At 72.0% G+C, this 17,146-nt stretch carries 14 protein-coding genes; 10 read left to right on the top strand and 4 right to left on the bottom strand.

Annotated elements, in window-relative coordinates:
• Window positions 1-244 precede the first annotated feature (244 nt).
• Window positions 245-1,249 carry a hypothetical protein gene (locus tag AB0K17_RS25915; protein WP_365984403.1) on the bottom strand — a complete coding sequence of 335 codons (1,005 nt, stop codon included), beginning with the start codon at window positions 1,247-1,249 and terminating at the stop codon, window positions 245-247.
• Between the two features lie 156 nt (window positions 1,250-1,405).
• Here AB0K17_RS25915 and mtnA point away from each other — a divergent pair, with 156 nt between their 5' ends.
• The 7 genes from mtnA to AB0K17_RS25880 all read left to right on the top strand — a co-directional run bounded on the left by mtnA (window position 1,406) and on the right by AB0K17_RS25880 (window position 9,947).
• Window positions 1,406-2,545, top strand: coding sequence for an S-methyl-5-thioribose-1-phosphate isomerase (gene mtnA / locus AB0K17_RS25910; protein WP_365969002.1), 1,140 nt, complete (start codon window positions 1,406-1,408; stop codon window positions 2,543-2,545).
• Window positions 2,542-3,219 (top strand): two-component system response regulator MtrA, encoded by a 678-nt coding sequence (gene mtrA, locus AB0K17_RS25905; RefSeq protein ID WP_344438496.1) that lies wholly within the window; start codon window positions 2,542-2,544, stop codon window positions 3,217-3,219. Before mtnA ends, mtrA begins: the two co-directional genes overlap by 4 nt.
• A 1-nt stretch (window position 3,220) precedes the next feature.
• Window positions 3,221-5,293, top strand: a complete 2,073-nt coding sequence (gene mtrB, locus AB0K17_RS25900) for an MtrAB system histidine kinase MtrB (RefSeq protein WP_365984402.1) — start codon at window positions 3,221-3,223, stop codon at window positions 5,291-5,293.
• Window positions 5,290-7,134 (top strand): LpqB family beta-propeller domain-containing protein, encoded by a 1,845-nt coding sequence (locus AB0K17_RS25895; protein ID WP_365969004.1) that lies wholly within the window; start codon window positions 5,290-5,292, stop codon window positions 7,132-7,134. The genes mtrB and AB0K17_RS25895 overlap by 4 nt, the downstream gene beginning before the upstream one ends.
• Window positions 7,135-7,250: 116 nt before the next feature.
• Window positions 7,251-8,054, top strand: coding sequence for a phosphoribosyltransferase family protein (locus tag AB0K17_RS25890; RefSeq protein ID WP_365984401.1), 804 nt, complete (start codon window positions 7,251-7,253; stop codon window positions 8,052-8,054).
• Window positions 8,055-8,276: 222 nt separating this feature from the next.
• Entirely contained in the window at window positions 8,277-9,017 is a 741-nt protein-coding gene (gene raiA, locus AB0K17_RS25885) for a ribosome-associated translation inhibitor RaiA (RefSeq protein WP_365969006.1), read from the top strand.
• A gap of 189 nt (window positions 9,018-9,206) precedes the next feature.
• The gene (locus AB0K17_RS25880) at window positions 9,207-9,947 is read left to right on the top strand and encodes a response regulator transcription factor (protein ID WP_365969007.1); all 741 of its coding nucleotides are present in this window, start codon (window positions 9,207-9,209) and stop codon (window positions 9,945-9,947) included.
• Between the two features lie 75 nt (window positions 9,948-10,022).
• On the opposite strand, the gene AB0K17_RS25875 is transcribed toward AB0K17_RS25880, so the two are convergent.
• Together AB0K17_RS25875 and AB0K17_RS25870 are read right to left on the bottom strand one after the other, a co-directional pair.
• Entirely contained in the window at window positions 10,023-11,252 is a 1,230-nt protein-coding gene (locus AB0K17_RS25875; RefSeq protein WP_365984400.1) for a crosslink repair DNA glycosylase YcaQ family protein, read from the bottom strand.
• Window positions 11,253-11,305: 53 nt separating this feature from the next.
• On the bottom strand, window positions 11,306-11,923 hold the full coding sequence (locus AB0K17_RS25870) for a GNAT family N-acetyltransferase (protein ID WP_365984397.1): 618 nt from the start codon (window positions 11,921-11,923) through the stop codon (window positions 11,306-11,308).
• Between the two features lie 228 nt (window positions 11,924-12,151).
• On the opposite strand from AB0K17_RS25870, the gene secA reads away from it, so the two are divergent.
• Entirely contained in the window at window positions 12,152-14,962 is a 2,811-nt protein-coding gene (gene secA / locus AB0K17_RS25865; RefSeq protein WP_365969010.1) for a preprotein translocase subunit SecA, read from the top strand.
• 53 nt (window positions 14,963-15,015) lie between these two features.
• On the opposite strand, the gene AB0K17_RS25860 is transcribed toward secA, so the two are convergent.
• A complete protein-coding gene (locus AB0K17_RS25860) occupies window positions 15,016-15,468 on the bottom strand; it encodes an Rv3235 family protein (RefSeq protein WP_365984396.1) in 453 nt (150 codons plus the stop codon).
• 293 nt (window positions 15,469-15,761) lie between these two features.
• Between AB0K17_RS25860 and AB0K17_RS25855 the strand changes: the two genes are divergently transcribed.
• On the top strand, window positions 15,762-16,265 hold the full coding sequence (locus AB0K17_RS25855) for a hypothetical protein (protein ID WP_365984395.1): 504 nt from the start codon (window positions 15,762-15,764) through the stop codon (window positions 16,263-16,265).
• A 45-nt stretch (window positions 16,266-16,310) separates the two neighbouring features.
• The gene (locus tag AB0K17_RS25850; RefSeq protein ID WP_365969014.1) at window positions 16,311-17,000 is read left to right on the top strand and encodes an HAD hydrolase-like protein; all 690 of its coding nucleotides are present in this window, start codon (window positions 16,311-16,313) and stop codon (window positions 16,998-17,000) included.
• Window positions 17,001-17,146: the final 146 nt, after the last annotated feature.

Raw genomic sequence — 17,146 nt, 5'->3', positions numbered from 1 at the left:
AGCTAAGCCTTTCAGCGCCGATGGTACTGCAGGGGGGACCCTGTGGGAGAGTAGGACACCGCCGAACTCCTTTTGAGAGAAGCCCCGTTGGGAACATGGTTCCCAACGGGGCTTCTTCTGCGTTTACCCACCTCACGCCTCCCCTGTCCTCCCCCCGGCCGTGTCGCTGCCACGCAGACCATGCGCAGCGACACGGCGACAGGAGAGACTCCGAAGAGCGTCCGAAGAGAGGCCGGAGGGAGCGTCAGGCAGTATTCGCCGCAGCCGCCTGGGCCAGCTCGATGTCCAGGGACTCGCGGCGGATGCGCTGGTCCGTGTACAGCAGGGCCGTGACGCCGGCCGAAATCGGCAGCGAAACCGTCGCGCCGATTGCGGCCACCACGCCGCTCGTGATCAGGAAAGGCCACGAGGAGGCGTAAGCGTCCGTCATGTGGCCGCCATTCGCAATGAATTGAATGACCGTCACCGGAATCTGAATGATCATTCCGACCAGGGCGACGATGAGTGCTGCCAGCACCTGTATTCCGAAGATGCGCCAGCCGTCGCCCCGGACGAGTTTGACGGCCCGTCGCATTGCCGACGCCACGCCCTGCTTTTCGAGCATGAGGGCCGGCGCCGCGAGGTTGAATCGCGTCCACACCCAGGCGGACCCCGCCAGCCCCAGCATTCCGCCGAGGAGGGTCAGGGAGACCCCGATCGGGGTCTCTCCGCCCGCTGCCAGCAGCAGGCCGGGGGCCACGCCCACGGCGCACGGCAGGAGGATGAGCAGCGGTACCACGCAGAACAGCCCGGTCAGCCGCAGGAGTTCGGGTCGGGCGCTGCGCCAGGCGTCGCCGGTCGAGGTGGGGCGGCCCAGGATGGCGCGGCTGACGACGACCGTCAGCATGGCCGTGGCGACGATCGAGCCGACGAGTCCTATGAGCGAGGTGAGCGCCAGCTCGGGCACCCGGTCCTTGACCGCGTCCAGGACCTCCCTCAGGGCCTCCTGCGGGTCGCCCGCCCGGCCGGCCTCGGTGGCCTTGCGGAACCAGATGCCCTGGGCGGCCGTGGACACGCCCGTCGTGACGACGGCGACGGCCGCCGACACCCCGAAGACGGTGCGCCAGTGGCGGCGCATCGTGGTGAAGGCGCCGCCGAGGATCTCGCCCGTGCCGAGGGGGCGCAGCGGGATGACGCCGGGCTGGGGTGCGGGAGGCGCCGGAGGGGGCCACGGGGCGGCGTACCGGCCGTTCCCCGGTGAGTCGTACATCTTTGCGTTGCTCCTTCTGCTGCCCGTTGTGCCGTACACCGGCTTTTCGAGCGGTTTGCCGGTGAGCCATCGTGTCAGGAGGACCGGCGAAGCCCGTAAGAGGGAGCCGCCGGAGGAGCCCTTCAATAGTTGGTGTGGCCGGGGCAGACTGGACCAATGGCTGATCAGTACGTGGCGTCCGCGTCCGTTGTCGGGTCCGCTCCCGTTGCGCTGCGCTGGGACGAGCCACCCGAGGGCCCGGTGATCGTCCTCCTGGACCAGCGGCGGCTGCCCGCCGAGGAGGTGGAGCTGGTCTGCACCGACGTCCCCGCACTGATCGACGCGATACGTACTCTCGCGGTCCGTGGCGCACCGCTGCTGGGCGTGGCGGGGGCCTACGGGCTGGCTCTGGCGGCCGTGCGGGGCTTCGACGTGGAGGAGGCCGCGGAGATGCTCTCCGCAGCCCGCCCCACGGCCGTCAACCTCGCCTACGGCGTCGGGCGCGCCCTCGCGGCGTACCGGGCGGCCCTGGCGGGCGGTACGGGGCCGGAGGACGCCTGGCGTGCCGCGCTGGCGGAGGCCCGCGCGCTGCACCAGGAGGATGCGCAGGCCAGTGCCCACATGGCCGAGCACGGGCTGGAGCTGTTGAAGGAGCTGCTGCCCGGTGGGGGCTTCCGGCTGCTGACCCATTGCAACACCGGCGCCCTGGTCTCCGGCGGTGAGGGCACCGCGCTGGCCGTGGCGGGTGCGGCTCACCGGATCGGGGAGCTGCGCCGGCTGTGGGTGGACGAGACACGTCCGCTGCTGCAGGGCGCCCGGCTGACCGCGTACGAGGCGGCGCGCGCCGGCATGCCGTACACCCTGCTCACCGACAACGCGGCGGGTTCGCTGTTCTCGGCGGGGGAGGTGGACGCCGTGGTGATCGGGGCCGACCGGATCGCCGCGGACGGGTCCGTGGCCAACAAGGTGGGCAGCTATCCGCTGGCCGTGCTGGCCCGCTACCACCATGTGCCGTTCCTGGTCGTGGCGCCCACGACGACGGTGGATCTCACGACGGCCGACGGTGGGGCCATCGAGGTGGAGCAGCGGCCTGCCGTGGAGGTGACCGAGTTCCCCGCAGGGATGCCCGGGGAAGTGCCCGGAAGGGCGGTCGCGCCCCTGGGTACGCAGGCGTACAACCCTGCGTTCGATATCACACCGCCGGAGTTGGTGACCGCCATTGTCACGGAAAACGGCATTGTTTCACCCGTGACGAAGACGGGTTTGGCGGAGCTGTGTGCCAGGTCACGATCGGGTAATGGGATGATGTCGATATGAAGGGACGCGTCCTGGTCGTCGACGACGACACCGCACTGGCCGAGATGCTCGGAATCGTGCTTCGTGGTGAGGGTTTCGAGCCGTCGTTCGTATCGGACGGCGACAAAGCGCTTGCCGCTTTCCGGGAGGCCAAACCCGATCTTGTATTGCTCGATCTGATGCTGCCCGGCCGTGACGGCATCGAGGTGTGCCGTCTGATCCGGGCGGAGTCCGGTGTGCCGATCGTGATGCTGACGGCGAAGAGCGACACGGTCGACGTGGTGGTCGGTCTGGAGTCGGGCGCGGACGACTACGTCGTCAAGCCGTTCAAGCCCAAGGAGCTGGTGGCCCGCATCCGGGCGCGGCTGCGCAGGTCCGAGGAGCCGGCTCCCGAGCAGCTGACCATCGGGGACCTGGTGATCGACGTGGCCGGTCACTCGGTGAAGCGGGACGGCCAGTCGATCGCCCTGACGCCGCTCGAGTTCGACCTGCTGGTGGCACTGGCCCGCAAGCCGTGGCAGGTGTTCACCCGCGAGGTGCTGCTGGAGCAGGTCTGGGGTTACCGCCATGCCGCGGACACGCGGCTGGTGAACGTGCACGTCCAGCGGTTGCGCTCGAAGGTCGAGAAGGACCCCGAGCGGCCGGAGATCGTGGTGACCGTCCGTGGTGTGGGGTACAAGGCGGGGCCGAGCTGAGATGTCGGGCAACGGCGCCGCTCCGGAGCGCGATGCGGGGCGGCCCGTCGAGGCTCCGGGCGGCATCTCCTTCTTCCGCCGCCTGTGGCGCGCCGGGAGGATGCTCTCGGACGGCGCCGGGGCCGGCCCGGTGCATCCGCTGCTGCGCCTGTACGCACGCTGGGTGAGGCGGCCGCTGCTGCCCGCGATGCGGCTGTGGCGGCGCAACATCCAGCTGCGGGTCGTGGCGACGACGTTGCTGATGTCGCTGGGCGTCGTGCTGCTGCTGGGCGTGGTGGTCATCGGGCAGGTGCGCAACGGCCTGCTGGAGGCCAAGCGGCATGCCTCTCAGAGTCAGGCCGAAGGCGGTTTCAAGGCCGCGCGCGATGCCGCCGACCCCGGGGCGGACCGTGGTCAGGACACCGCGCAGTCCGGCGGCCGGGGCAATCCCGACTCCGGCGCCTGGCTGACGGGCCTGGTGCAGCAGCTGGCCAGCGGTGGCCAGGGCGTCTACCACGTGGTGGCCCTCAGCGCGGGCGACGGCGACACCTCGTACGTCGGCGGTACGCGCGGCCCGCGGGCCTCGGGGGACATCGATCCTGAGCACAGCGTGCCGGTCGACCTGCGCAAGCAGCTGGACACCCACACGGGGACGTTCGAGAAGCCCGGCACCATCAAGCACAGCGCCTCCGACGAGGGCGAGCCGGCGCTGATCGTCGGCAAGCGGCTCTACGACGTCAACGGCAAGCCGTACCAGCTGTACTACCTCTTCCCCTTCACGCAGGAGGAGAAGTCGCTCAGCCTGGTCAAGGGCACGCTGGCGACGGCCGGCGTGTTCGTGGTGGTGCTGCTGGGCGCCATCGCGTGGCTGGTCGTACGGCAGATCGTCACGCCCGTGCGGATGGCCGCGAGTATCTCCGAGCGGCTGGCGGCCGGCGTTCTGCAGGAGCGCATGAAGGTCACCGGTGAGGACGACATCGCCCGCCTGGGCGAGGCCTTCAACAAGATGGCGCAGAACCTCCAGGTGAAGATCCAGCAGCTGGAGGAGCTGTCGCGGATGCAGCGCCGGTTCGTCTCGGACGTCTCGCACGAGCTGCGCACCCCGCTGACGACGGTCCGGATGGCCGCGGACGTCATCCACGAGGCGCGCGAGGACTTCGATCCGGTGACCGCGCGCTCGGCGGAACTGCTGATCGGGCAGCTGGACCGGTTCGAGTCGCTGCTGGCGGACCTGTTGGAGATCAGCCGGTTCGACGCGGGGGCGGCCGCCCTGGAGGCCGAGCCGATCGACCTGCGCGACGTGGTCAACCGGGTCGTGGACGGGGCGCTGCCACTGGCCGACCGCAAGGGCAGCCGCATCCTGGTGCGCGGCGCCGAGCAGCCCGTGATCGTCGAGGCGGACGCCCGCCGGCTGGAGCGGGTGCTGCGCAACCTCGTGGTCAACGCCGTAGAGCACGGCGAGGGCAGGGACGTCGTGGTGCGCCTGGCGGCGGCCGGCGGCGCGGTCGCGGTCGCGGTGCGCGACTACGGCGTGGGCCTGAAGCCGGGTGAGGCGACGCGGGTGTTCAACCGCTTCTGGCGCGCCGACCCCGCCCGCGCCCGCACGACCGGCGGCACGGGACTGGGGCTGTCGATCGCCGTCGAGGACGCGCGCCTGCACGGTGGCTGGCTGCAGGCGTGGGGCGAGCCCGGCGGCGGGTCGCAGTTCCGGCTGACGCTGCCGCGCACCGCCGGCGACAGCCTGCGTGGCTCGCCCATCCCGCTGGAGCCCGAGGACTCCCGCCGCAACCGCGAAGCCGCTGCCGCGAACGGTGCCGCCCAGCAGGTGCAGCAGCCCGCCGGGCCGCCGCCCGGGGCCGTAACGCCCGGGAGCACCGCGCAGAGCAGAAACGTACGGCCACCGGTCGACCCCACCGCACTGCCCGGCAGCGGCGCCCGCGTCGTGGCGCGCCCGGGCGGCACCCTGGCCCCCGACCGGGGTGAGGGCGGCTCCGCCGGCACGGCCCCGGAGGACACGCCCGGCGCGCCCGGCGCGCAGGAGCAGAACGGAGACACGGGGACGCCCGGCGGGCGCGAGGACCGGAGGCGGACGTGAGGACAGCGCAGGACCACGCGGGCGGGCGGCGCGGCCGCCCGGCCGCGCGCCTGGCGGCGCTGGCCGTCGGCGGTGCCCTGATCGCCGGATGCGCCTCGATGCCGGACGGCGGCGAGGTCAAGGCGGTGGACTCCTCGCAGCGGGCCGAGGCCGACGCGCAGGTGCGCGTCTACGGCGTGCCGCCGCGCAAGAACGAGCAGCCGCAGGAGCTCGTCACCGGTTTCCTGGAGGCGACCACCAGCGACGACCCCGACTACGACACGGCCCGGATGTACCTGGCCAAGTCGGTGAAGCGGCAGTGGGACCCCTCGGCCCAGACGACCGTGCTGGACCGCACCCCGCAGGTGCGCGTCGAGCGCACGAGCGGCGACCGGGAGGGCGGCTATCTCGTCACCCTCACCGGGCACCAGATCGCGATCGTCGACGCCAAGCACGCCTACAAGCCCGACGAGCGCGACTACAAGGCGCAGTTGCACATGGCGCGCGAGGACGGGGAGTGGCGCATCGACACCCTCGACGCGGGCCTGGTCCTCGGCGTCTCCGACTTCCAGCGGATCTACCGATCCGTCAACAAGTACTACTTCGCGGAGCTCGGTTCCGCGGGCGGGGGCGCGGGCAAGGGCCACGAGGTGCTCGTCGCGGACCCGGTGTACGTGCGCAAGCGCATAGACCCGGTGACGTCGACGGTGAAGGCACTGCTGGACGGGCCGACGTCGTGGCTGGGCCCGGTGGCCGCCTCGGCGTTCCCGACGGGCACGCGCCTGGAGGACCAGCGCGTGAGCCTCGACGACTCCAACGCGCTGAAGGTGCGCCTGAGCGAGCGGGCCGCGGGCGCCAACCAGGACCAGTGCCTGCGCATGGCCGCCCAGCTGCTCTACACGGTGCAGGAGTCGGCCAAGGTCACCGACGTGACCCTGCAGCGCAAGGACGGCTCGCGGCTGTGCGTGCTGGGCCGGGACGAGGCCCGGTGGTACGCCCCGGCGCTGACCTCCGGGCGGCCGGACCGGCAGTACTTCGTCGACGGCCAGCACCACATGGCGAGCCTGTCCGACAGCGATGAGGAGCCGCACCGCGTCGCCGGGCCGCTGGGCGCCGACGCCGGGGTGCAGCTGCGCTCGGTGGCGGTGGACCGCACCGAGCAGCGTGCGGCCGGGGTCGGGGCGAACGGGCAGTCGCTGTACGTCGCCCCGATGCGCAGCGGGGCGCCCCTGGGCGAGCCCCGGCTGACGGTGCGCGGCGGTACGGGTGCCAGGACGGGGCTGACGGCACCGAGCTGGGACGGCCTGGGCGATCTGTGGGTCGCCGACCAGGATCCGGACCACCCGCGGCTGCTGCGGGTGCCCGGTGGCACCGGAACCCCCGAGGAGGTCCCGGTGCCGGGACTGGACGGGGGTCGCATCACGGGACTGCGCGTGGCCGCGGACGGGGTGCGGATTGCACTGCTGGTGACCAAGGGCGACCATACGGCCCTGCGGCTGGGCCGGGTCGAGCGGCGCGGCGGGGCCGCGCGGCCGGGCCTGTCGGTGCAGGAGCTGCGGGCGGTGGCGCCCCGGCTGGAGGACGTCAGCGCCGTCTCCTGGGCGGGCGCGAGCCGCCTGCTGGTGGCCGGCAACGAGCCCGGCGGGCTGCAGCAGCTGCAGTACATCGAGACCGACGGCTCCCAGCTGAACGGCTCGGGCCTGCCGGGCATCACGAGCGTGCGCGGCGTGGCCGCCTCGGAGAACCCGGGCAAGGCCCAGGCGCTCGTCGCCGAGGGCGACGGCGGCATCGTGCGGCTGCTGCCGGACACCAACTGGAAGCTGGTGGGCCGCGACGGCTCGGCCCCCGTCTACCCCGGGTAGCGGCCGTTCGCGCTGCGCAGCCTCGCCGGTGCGGGTGTTTGCCCAGGTCATGGGCGGTCCTCCCGTGGTTTTCCACAGGGGTGGCGGGGTCGGCCGGGCCGCGCGAGAGTGGATCCATGCACGGGTTGTGGCAGGAGATCGCCGGCCTGGTGCTGCCGGCGGAGTGCGCGGGGTGCGGTCTGCCGCGGTCCGTGCTGTGCGACAGGTGCCGCGCGCAGCTGTGCGGGCGACAGCCGGAGCGGGTGTGGCCGCAGCCGCGGCCGGCGGGCCTGCCGCCGGTGCACGCCGCCGCGCAGTACGGGGGTGCGGTGCGGGCGGTGCTGCTCGCCCACAAGGAACGCGGCCGGCTCGGCCTGGCCGAGCCGCTGGGCGCGGCCCTGGCGGGTGCTGCGGCCATGGCCGGTGCAAGGGGCCGGGCAGGCGGAGTACGGGGCAGGGGCGGGCCTTTGCTGCTCGTGCCGGTGCCTTCGGCGCGGCGTGCGGTGGCCGGGCGCGGCCACGACGCCGGGCGGCGGATCGCCCTGGCCGCGGCGCGGGCGCTGCGGGCCGGCGGGCTGCCGGCCCGGGTGGTGCCGGGGCTGCGGCTGCGGCGGGCCGTCGCCGACCAGTCCGGGCTGGACGCCCGGCAGCGCAGGGCGAATGTGACCGGGGCGATGGGGGTAGCGGCGGGGGTGGAGCGCCTCTGGCGCCCCGGGCGGCCGGTGGTGCTGGTGGACGACCTGATGACGACCGGCGCCTCGCTGGTGGAGGCGGCACGGGCGGTCGAGGCCTGCGGCGGGCACGTCGCGGGCGCGGCGGTGGTCGCCGCGGTTCCGAGGATGGCCGGATTTCACCGGTGGGAGACCGGAACGGACCGTGAACGCCCGGCGTTCCTGAGGGAAACGGCGAGAAAACACCTGAATGGAGGTACGTGGCGATAGGGGGTACCGACGCGCTTCCGAGCGAGATATGTTCGGTTGTGAGGAAGGGCAGGACCTATGCCTGGAATCTCCGATTGGCGCGCTTCGTACGCCTTCGCTGAAGCTTGAAGAAGTTCGCTGACGCCCGAAGAGGCGCGACGCCGGTGGGGTGTAGATCTTGTCGACGGGGGAGGAGGAGGTGAAAACCGCCTAGTCGGTGGCTCCGGACCTCCCCGGGGCCTGATGCAAGAGGGATGCGCTCCGCACCTTCGGCGGAGCGATCCGGGAACGGAGTTCTGCGTGGACATCGTCGTCAAGGGCCGCAAGACAGAGGTCCCCGAGCGGTTTCGCAAGCACGTGGCCGAAAAGCTCAAGCTGGACCGCATCCAGCAGCTCGACGGCAAGGTGATCAGCCTCGACGTGGAGGTGTCCAAGGAGCCCAACCCCAGGCAGTCCGACCGCTCCGACCGTGTGGAGATCACCGTGCGCTCGCGAGGACCGGTGATCCGGGCGGAGGCCGCGGCGACCGATCCCTACGTCGCGCTCGACCTTGCCACCAGCAAGCTCGAGGCGCGCCTGCGCAAGCAGCACGACAAGCGCATCACCCGCCGCAACGGCCGGATTCCGGCAGGCGGCGTCGGCGCGCTGGTGACCGGGGCCGCGGAGCTCAACGACAGGGGTGAGCTGACGACGGAGGGTGAGGGCGAGGTGCCCGTCACCCACATGGGACCGCTGGAGATCCGGGGCGAAGGCCCGCTGGTGGTCCGCGAGAAGACCCACTCCGCGCCGCCGATGTCGCTCGACCAGGCGCTGTACGAGATGGAGTTGGTCGGCCACGACTTCTATCTGTTCGTCGACTCCGAGACCAAGATGCCCAGTGTCGTCTACCGGCGGCACGCGTACGACTACGGCGTCATCCACCTGAACAGCGACCCCTTCTACACCGGAGAGCCCGGTGGGGCCGGCGGTGAACTCGGCGGCTGACGCGGCTTCGTGACGATGCCCTGGGAGCACGGCTCCCGGGGCATCGCCCGTGCGAGCACGGCCGGGAAAGCACGGGCCGGCGGCGCGGCATGAAATCATGGTCGCGTCCAACCGCGGGTGCGCCGGAACCGGTGGGAACGGCGCAGACCGCGCAACCGCGAAGGGCCATGGCCTTCAGGGGGAGGAACGATGGCGGACAGGTTCGGACCCGTGGGCGGGTCCGGCGAGGACGACGAGGGCGCCCGCGCCGGCCGCGACGCCGCACGCGAGGAGCCGATCCGGGTCCTCGTCGTCGACGACCATGCGCTCTTCCGCCGGGGACTGGAGATCGTCCTCGCCCAGGAGGAGGACATCCAGGTCGTGGGGGAGGCCGGGGACGGCGCCGAGGCGGTGGACAAGGCCGCCGACCTGCTGCCCGACATCGTGCTGATGGACGTGCGGATGCCCCGGCGCGGAGGCATCGAGGCATGCACCTCCATCAAGGAGGTGGCCCCCAGCGCGAAGATCATCATGCTGACGATCAGCGACGAGGAGGCCGACCTCTACGACGCCATCAAGGCCGGGGCGACGGGCTACCTCCTCAAGGAGATCTCCACCGACGAGGTGGCCACGGCGATCCGGGCGGTCGCCGACGGCCAGTCCCAGATCAGCCCGTCGATGGCGTCCAAGCTGCTGACCGAGTTCAAGTCGATGATCCAGCGCACGGACGAGCGCCGGCTGGTGCCCGCGCCCCGGCTGACCGACCGGGAGCTGGAGGTGCTCAAGCTCGTCGCCACCGGGATGAACAACCGCGACATCGCCAAGGAGTTGTTCATCAGCGAGAACACCGTCAAGAACCACGTGCGCAACATCCTGGAGAAGCTCCAGCTGCACTCCCGGATGGAGGCGGTGGTCTACGCGATGCGGGAGAAGATCCTGGAGATCCGCTGACGACCGGCCGCCGACGGACCGACGGACGACGGACCGACGGCCGACCGGTCCGGTCCTCACCGGCCGCCGTCAGTGTCAGCCCTCCAGGGCCGCCACCAGCGCCGCCGCCAGCCGGGCGTCGTCGCAGCGCTCGATGCGCACGGCGTCGCAGCCCACCCAGCCGGCCGCCTCCCACAGCGCCCGGGCCATGGGCTCGACCGCCTTCGGGCCCTCCATGGAGACCTGCCGGGCCACCAGCGTGCGGCCCTCGCGCGCCGGGTCCACCCGGCCCGCCAGAGCGCCGCCCGTCAGCAGCGGCATCGCGAAGTAGCCGTGCACCCGCCGCGCCTTGGGCACGTAGGCCTCCAGCCGGTGCGTGAAGCCGAAGATCCGCTCCGTGCGCGGCCGGTCCCAGACCAGGGAGTCGAACGGCGAGAGCAGCGTCGTACGGTGCCGCCCGCGCGGCTCCTCGGCCAGCGCCGCGGGGTCCGCCCAGGCCGGCCTGCCCCAGCCCTCGACCTCCACCGGCACCAGGCCCGTGTCCGCGATCACCGCGTCCACCTGCTCGGCCTTGAGCCGGTGGTAGTCCGCCAGGTCGGCCCGCGTGGCCACGCCCATCGCCGCACCCGCCTGTGCCACCAGACGCCGTATGCAGGCGGTGTCGTCGAGGTCGTCGTGGAACAGCTCCTGCGGGACCGCCCGTTCGGCCAGGTCGTACACCCGCTTCCAGCCGCGCCGCCGGGTGCACACCACCTCACCGGTGTCCAGCAGCCACTCGACGGCGATCTTCGTCTCGGACCAGTCGTACCACTCCCCGCCGTTCTTGGCGCCGCCCAGCTCCGTGGCCGTCAGCGGCCCCTCGGCCTTCAGCCGCTCGCGCACCGCCGCGCACGATCCCTCCGCGTCCTTCATGACGTGCCAGCGGTAGCCGCGCCGGCGGATGGCCCGGCGGCGGAAGGCGAACAGCGGCCACTCCTCGATGGGCAGGATGCACGCCGCGTGCGACCAGTACTCGAAGGCCGCCGGTTCCCCGTCCCCGCTCCAGTACGCCGACTCCACCGTCTCGCGGCCCACGGCGCCCAGCCGCGCGTACGGCACCAGCTCGTGCGAGCGCGCCAGCACCGAGATCGTGTCCAGCTGCACCGCGCCGAGGCGCCGCAGCACCCCGCGCGTGCCCGCCCGCCGGTCGGGGACGCCGAGCAGACCCTGGGCCCGCAGGGCCAGGCGCCGCGCCTGGTCGGCGGAGAGCCGGACCTCGGCCCGGGGGCCGCGCTCGGCGGTGCGTCCGGCGGTCGTACGGGCCTTCGGGCGGGCGGCAGTTGTCATGCCGGACACCCTAGAGGGACCCACTGACAACGCCGGTGGATCCCGCCCTGCCCTCAGTCGTCGTCGCAGCCGTTGCCGCAGTCGTCGCCGGGGAAGGGCAGATAGGCGGTGGCGCTCGGAAGGCCCAGGTCGGAGGGCAGCAGGGAGCCGACCCAGGCGTCCCGGCGGGTCCCGCTCGCCAGCAGGCGCGAGCGCAGCATCCCCTCCATCCGGAAACCCGCCTTCAGCGCCACGGCGCGCGAGCCCTCGTTCCCGGCCTCGGCGAGCCATTCCAGCCGTTCGACGCCCAGGTCCTCGAAGGCCCAGCGGCACACCTCGCGCGCGGCCTCCACGGTGTAGCCGCGGCCGCGCTGCTCCTTCGCCGTCCAGTAGCCGAGCTCGGCCTCGCGCTCGGGGCCGTTCAGCAGGGACAGCCGTACCAGGCCCATCGCCCCGACCAGGTGGCCGCCCTCCCGGGTGAAGACGCCGAAGGAGTACGCGGTGTCGTCGCGCCAGCCGTCCACGGCGATGCGCTCGACGAACGTGCGCGCGTCCTCCTGCGTGTAGGGGGACGGCACGCGGGTCCAGCGCGGGATCTCCGGATCCTGGCAGGCGGCGTGCACCGCGGGCACGTCGGCGGAGGTGAAGGGCCGCAGCAGCAGGCGAGCGGTGCTCAGGCGTATGGGCTCCATGAACGGAGTCTAGGAGCGCGCCGCGCCCGGCCGCCGCGAATAAAACGGATGCCCGGCACCTTGGGGGACCGCCGTTCGTTCTCACAGCGGGTGACACCCGGCCTGGGTGGTGACGGACCTCCCGGCCCGGCGGGGTCCTCGCTTACGATGGCCGTTGCGGCGGGGACTGCCCCGTCGTGCCCGCGCACCCCACCGTGCCCAGGCCCGACCGGCAAGGAGCCAGCCTACGTGTCCGTCTTCGGCAAGATCATGCGTGCAGGAGAAGGCAAGATCCTGCGCAAGCTGCACCGCATCGCGGACCAGGTCAATTCCATCGAAGAGGACTTCCTGAACCTCTCCGACGCCGAGCTGCGCGCCCTCACCGAGGAGTACAAGCAGCGCTACGCCGACGGCGAGAGCCTGGACGACCTGCTGCCCGAGGCCTTCGCCACCGTCCGCGAGGCGGCCAAGCGCGTTCTCGGTCAGCGGCACTACGACGTGCAGCTCATGGGCGGCGCCGCCCTGCACCTGGGCTACGTCGCGGAGATGAAGACCGGTGAGGGCAAGACCCTCGTCGGCACCCTCCCGGCGTACCTGAACGCCCTGTCCGGCGACGGCGTCCATCTGATCACGGTCAACGACTACCTCGCCGAGCGCGACTCGGAGTTGATGGGCCGGGTGCACCGCTTCCTGGGCCTGACGGTGGGCTGCATCCTCGCCAACATGACCCCGGCGGAGCGTCGCGAACAGTACAACTGCGACATCACCTACGGCACGAACAACGAGTTCGGCTTCGACTACCTGCGCGACAACATGGCGTGGTCGAAGGACGAGCTGGTGCAGCGCGGGCACAACTTCGCCATCGTCGACGAGGTCGACTCCATCCTCGTCGACGAGGCCCGTACGCCGCTGATCATCTCCGGTCCGGCGGACCAGGCCACCAAGTGGTACGGCGACTTCGCCAAGCTGGCCGTCCGCCTGACCAAGGGCGAGCCGGCCAACCCGCAGAAGGGCGTCGAGGAGACCGGCGACTACGACGTCGACGAGAAGAAGCGCACGGTCGCCATCCACGAGGCCGGCGTGGCCAAGGTTGAGGACTGGCTGGGCATCGACAACCTCTACGAGTCGGTCAACACCCCCCTCGTCGGTTACCTCAACAACGCCATCAAGGCCAAGGAGCTCTTCAAGCGCGACAAGGACTACGTCGTCATCGACGGCGAGGTCATGATCGTCGACGAGCACACCGGCCGTATCCTCGCCGGCCGCCGCTACAACGAGGGCATGCACCAGGCGATCGAGGCGAAGGAAGGGGTGGACATCAAGGACGAGAACCAGACCCTCGCCACGATCACCCTGCAGAACTTCTTCCGCCTCTACAACAAGCTCTCCGGCATGACCGGTACGGCCATGACCGAGGCCGCCGAGTTCCACCAGATCTACAAGCTCGGCGTCGTGCCCATCCCGACGAACCGCCCGATGGTCCGCAAGGACCAGTCCGACCTGATCTACCGCACCGAGGTCGCCAAGTTCGACGCGGTCGTCGAGGACATCGCCGAGAAGCACGCCCTGGGCCAGCCGATCCTGGTCGGCACCACCTCCGTGGAGAAGTCGGAGTACCTCTCCCAGCAGCTCGCCAAGCGCGGCATCCCGCACGAGGTGCTCAACGCCAAGCACCACGAGCGCGAGGCCCAGATCGTCGCCCAGGCCGGCCGCAAGGGCGCCGTCACCGTCGCCACCAACATGGCCGGCCGCGGTACGGACATCAAGCTCGGCGGCAACCCCGAGGACCTCGCCGAGGCGGAGCTGCGCCAGCGCGGCCTCGACCCCGAGGAGCACATCGAGGAGTGGGCCGCCGCGCTGCCCGCCGCCCTGGAGAAGGCCGAGGCCGCGGTCAAGGCCGAGAACGAAGAGGTCAAGGAGCTCGGCGGCCTGTACGTCCTGGGCACCGAACGCCACGAGTCCCGCCGCATCGACAACCAGCTGCGCGGCCGTTCCGGCCGTCAGGGCGACCCGGGCGAGTCCCGCTTCTACCTGTCGCTGGGTGACGACCTGATGCGCCTGTTCAAGGCCCAGATGGTCGAGCGCGTGATGGCCATGGCCAACGTCCCCGACGACGTGCCGATCGAGAACAAGATGGTCACCCGCGCCATCGCCTCCGCCCAGTCCCAGGTCGAGCAGCAGAACTTCGAGACCCGCAAGAACGTCCTGAAGTACGACGAGGTGCTCAACCGCCAGCGCGAGGTCATCTACGGTGAGCGGCGCCGCGTCCTGGAGGGCGAGGACCTCCAGGAGCAGATCCTGCACTTCATGGACGACACGATCGACGCCTACGTCCAGGCCGAGACCGTCGAGGGCTTCGCCGAGGAGTGGGACCTGGAGCGCCTGTGGGGCGCCTTCAAGCAGCTCTACCCCTGCCGGGTGACCATCGAGGAGCTGGAGGAGGCGGCCGGCGACCGCGCCGGGATCACCGCCGAGTTCATCGCCGAGTCCGTCAAGGACGACATCCGCGAGCAGTACGCGGCCCGCGAGGAGCAGCTCGGCTCCGAGATCATGCGTGAGCTCGAGCGCCGCGTCGTGCTGTCCGTCCTGGACCGCAAGTGGCGCGAGCACCTCTACGAGATGGACTACCTCCAGGAGGGCATCGGTCTGCGGGCCATGGCCCAGAAGGACCCGCTGGTGGAGTACCAGCGCGAGGGCTTCGACATGTTCACCGCCATGATGGACGGGATCAAGGAGGAGTCGGTCGGCTACCTGTTCAACCTGGAGGTCCAGGTCGACCAGCAGCTGGAGGAGGTCCCCGTCGAGGAGGCCGCCGGGCCGTCCCTGCAGAAGGTCCAGGACACCGTGCCGGCCGCCCGTCCGGAGATCCGCGCCAAGGGCCTGGACGCCCCGCAGCGGCCCGACCGGCTGCACTTCTCCGCCCCCACGGTCGACGGCGAGGGCGGCCTCGACGAGCGCGACGAGGAGATGCCGGAGTACCGCTCCGAGGCGGACGGCCTCACGCGCGCCGAGCGCCGCAAGGCCCAGCGCAGCGGCGGCGGCCGCCGCCGCAAGAAGTAGCAGCAGGCTCCCCGCGGGGCGGGACACCCGAGAGGTGTCCCGCCCCGCGGGCTTTAGCGGGCACGGACGCCGCCCAGCTCCACCGCGGCACACCGCCAGCGCTCGTCGGGGCACCGCTCCAGCCGGAAGGCCAGCGCCTGCAGCCGGTCGCCCGTGGCGATGCGGGCGAACGCCTCGATGACGCCGGGCCGCGGCTGGAACTCGTCGCAGTGGCGGACGTAGGGGGCCGCCCGGTCCGGCGGGACGGGCCGCAGGGGCGCGGCGGGGGCCAGCTCCACCAGCTGGTCGTACGCCCGGGGCAGGGCGTGGCCGAGCATCCAGTGCACCGGCCGCTGCCCGCTGAGGGTGAGCAGCAGCCGCTCGGCGAACCAGTGGCGCGGATGCCGCGCGGCGGGCTGCCGGTACCGGGCGGCGAGGCCCCCGCCGGGGCGCCGGGAGTCCGTGCGGCGGATCTGCGGGCGCGGTGGCCGGCCTGCCGCCGGCTGGTTCGGCTGACTCCGGTGCACGCGAATCTCCCCCGTGATGGCCGGGCCCGGCGTCGGATACCGGGCGGTAGCGTCGGTCGACGGATCTTCTACCGGCGGTTTTCGCAGGCGGGCAAGCAGGTGCCCGGGGCCTGCCGCGCCCGGTGAGGGTTCACCTATCCGGGCGAGCGGCGGCGCCGCGAACGGGCCGCGGGCCGCTCGGCCCGCAGGACGGCGGCTTCGCCCACAGGCCCACCGGCAGCTCGAAGGGGGACTCCCGCCCGTATGCTGGCAGCACTATCCGTAAGTCCTCCGGAATCACGAAAGCGGCGGTCATGCGCGTCTACGTCCCCCTGACCCTCCCCTCCCTCGCGAAGGCGCACGAGGCGGGTCACCTGGGCCCGGCCCCGCTCACCGCCTACGCCGTCACCCCCGCCCTGCGCGAGTGGTACGTCTCGGAGGACATGGAGGAGCTGGAGTACGCCGCGCTGGGCCGCGCGTGCCTGGCCTCGCTGCGGCAGCTGGCCGCCGACCCCGCGGCGCCCCGCCGCCGCGTCGTCGTCGCGGTCGACGTGGCCGACGCGGCCGTGACGGCCGTCGCGGACCGGGGCCCGGAGCAGCCGGCCCCGGGCGAGGTGCGGCTGGCGCAGACGATCCCGCTGCGCAAGGCGGCCGCCGTGCACGTCGACGCCTTTGACGCCGAGCAGGACGTGGCCGCTGCGGCCGCCGCCCTGGACGCGGCCGACAAGGGCGACGAGGACGCGCAGTTCACGGTCGACGGCGCCGAGGACCACGACCTGATGTGGTTCGGCGTGCAGGAGATCCCCAACCTGGTCTGAGCCCGACGGGCGCGTTGTCGTACCCCCCGGGTACGGTCTGGGGGCATGGGGATGCACAACACAGGGCAGCGGGCGGCCGGAGCGGCCCCCCACATCGTCTGGGACTGGAACGGGACGCTCTTCCACGACATCGACGCGGTCATCTCGGCCAGCAATGCCGCGTTCTCCGAGGTCGGCCTGGCCCCGATCACCCTGGAGCGCTACCGCGAGCTGTACTGCGTGCCGATACCCCGCTTCTACGAGCGGCTGATGGGCCGGTTGCCCTCCCAGGCCGAGTGGGAGCACATGGACCGTGTCTTCCACCGCCACTACCGCGACCACCACATACGTTGCGGCCTGGCCGACGGCGTCGAAGCGCTGCTGGCCGGGTGGCAGGAGGCCGGCCGCACCCAGTCGATCATGTCGATGTACCAGCACGACGACCTGGTGCCGCTGGTGCGCGGCTTCGGCATCGAGCGCCGCTTCGTCCGGGTGGACGGCCGCACCGGTCCCTCCGGCGGCAGCAAGGCGGAGCACATGGTGCGCCACCTCGCCGGGCTGGACGGCGTGGGGGCCGGGCGCACGGTGGTCATCGGCGACGCCGTCGACGACGCGGTCGCCGCGGCCCGCGTGGGTGCGCGCGCCGTGCTCTACACGGGTGGTTCGCACAGCCGCGAGAGCCTGGCGGCCGCCGGGGTGCCGGTGGTCGACAGCCTGGAGCAGGCCGTCGCCGAGGCGGAACGGCTCGTGGGCTGAGGCGCGCTGTCCACAGCGTCAAAGTTCGGTGGCGAGATTTGTACGAAAGCAGCTCGTGACGTCAGCCAGGGAAAGAGCGATAGCCTTACCAGGTGATCAGCGCGATATCCGGCAGGGGCGACGGCGCCTCTGACCTGCCCCCGGGC

Source organism: Streptomyces sp. NPDC049585, from assembly GCF_040675615.1.
Lineage (GTDB): Bacteria > Actinomycetota > Actinomycetes > Streptomycetales > Streptomycetaceae > Streptomyces > Streptomyces luteosporeus.
The sequence above is the reverse complement of the archived record's forward strand: the minus strand, read 5'-3'. Positions and strand labels throughout refer to the sequence as shown.

Excerpts from the sequence above, each read along its gene's own strand:
- AB0K17_RS25915 (WP_365984403.1), bottom strand. The coding sequence starts at position 1,249 with ATGTACGACTCACCGGGGAACGGCCGGTACGCCGCCCCGTGGCCCCCT.
- mtnA (WP_365969002.1), top strand. The coding sequence starts at position 1,406 with ATGGCTGATCAGTACGTGGCGTCCGCGTCCGTTGTCGGGTCCGCTCCC.
- mtrA (WP_344438496.1), top strand. The coding sequence starts at position 2,542 with ATGAAGGGACGCGTCCTGGTCGTCGACGACGACACCGCACTGGCCGAG.
- mtrB (WP_365984402.1), top strand. The coding sequence starts at position 3,221 with ATGTCGGGCAACGGCGCCGCTCCGGAGCGCGATGCGGGGCGGCCCGTC.
- AB0K17_RS25890 (WP_365984401.1), top strand. The coding sequence starts at position 7,251 with ATGCACGGGTTGTGGCAGGAGATCGCCGGCCTGGTGCTGCCGGCGGAG.
- raiA (WP_365969006.1), top strand. The coding sequence starts at position 8,277 with ATGCAAGAGGGATGCGCTCCGCACCTTCGGCGGAGCGATCCGGGAACG.
- AB0K17_RS25880 (WP_365969007.1), top strand. The coding sequence starts at position 9,207 with ATGGCGGACAGGTTCGGACCCGTGGGCGGGTCCGGCGAGGACGACGAG.
- AB0K17_RS25875 (WP_365984400.1), bottom strand. The coding sequence starts at position 11,252 with ATGACAACTGCCGCCCGCCCGAAGGCCCGTACGACCGCCGGACGCACC.
- AB0K17_RS25870 (WP_365984397.1), bottom strand. The coding sequence starts at position 11,923 with ATGGAGCCCATACGCCTGAGCACCGCTCGCCTGCTGCTGCGGCCCTTC.
- AB0K17_RS25855 (WP_365984395.1), top strand. The coding sequence starts at position 15,762 with ATGCGCGTCTACGTCCCCCTGACCCTCCCCTCCCTCGCGAAGGCGCAC.
- AB0K17_RS25850 (WP_365969014.1), top strand. The coding sequence starts at position 16,311 with ATGGGGATGCACAACACAGGGCAGCGGGCGGCCGGAGCGGCCCCCCAC.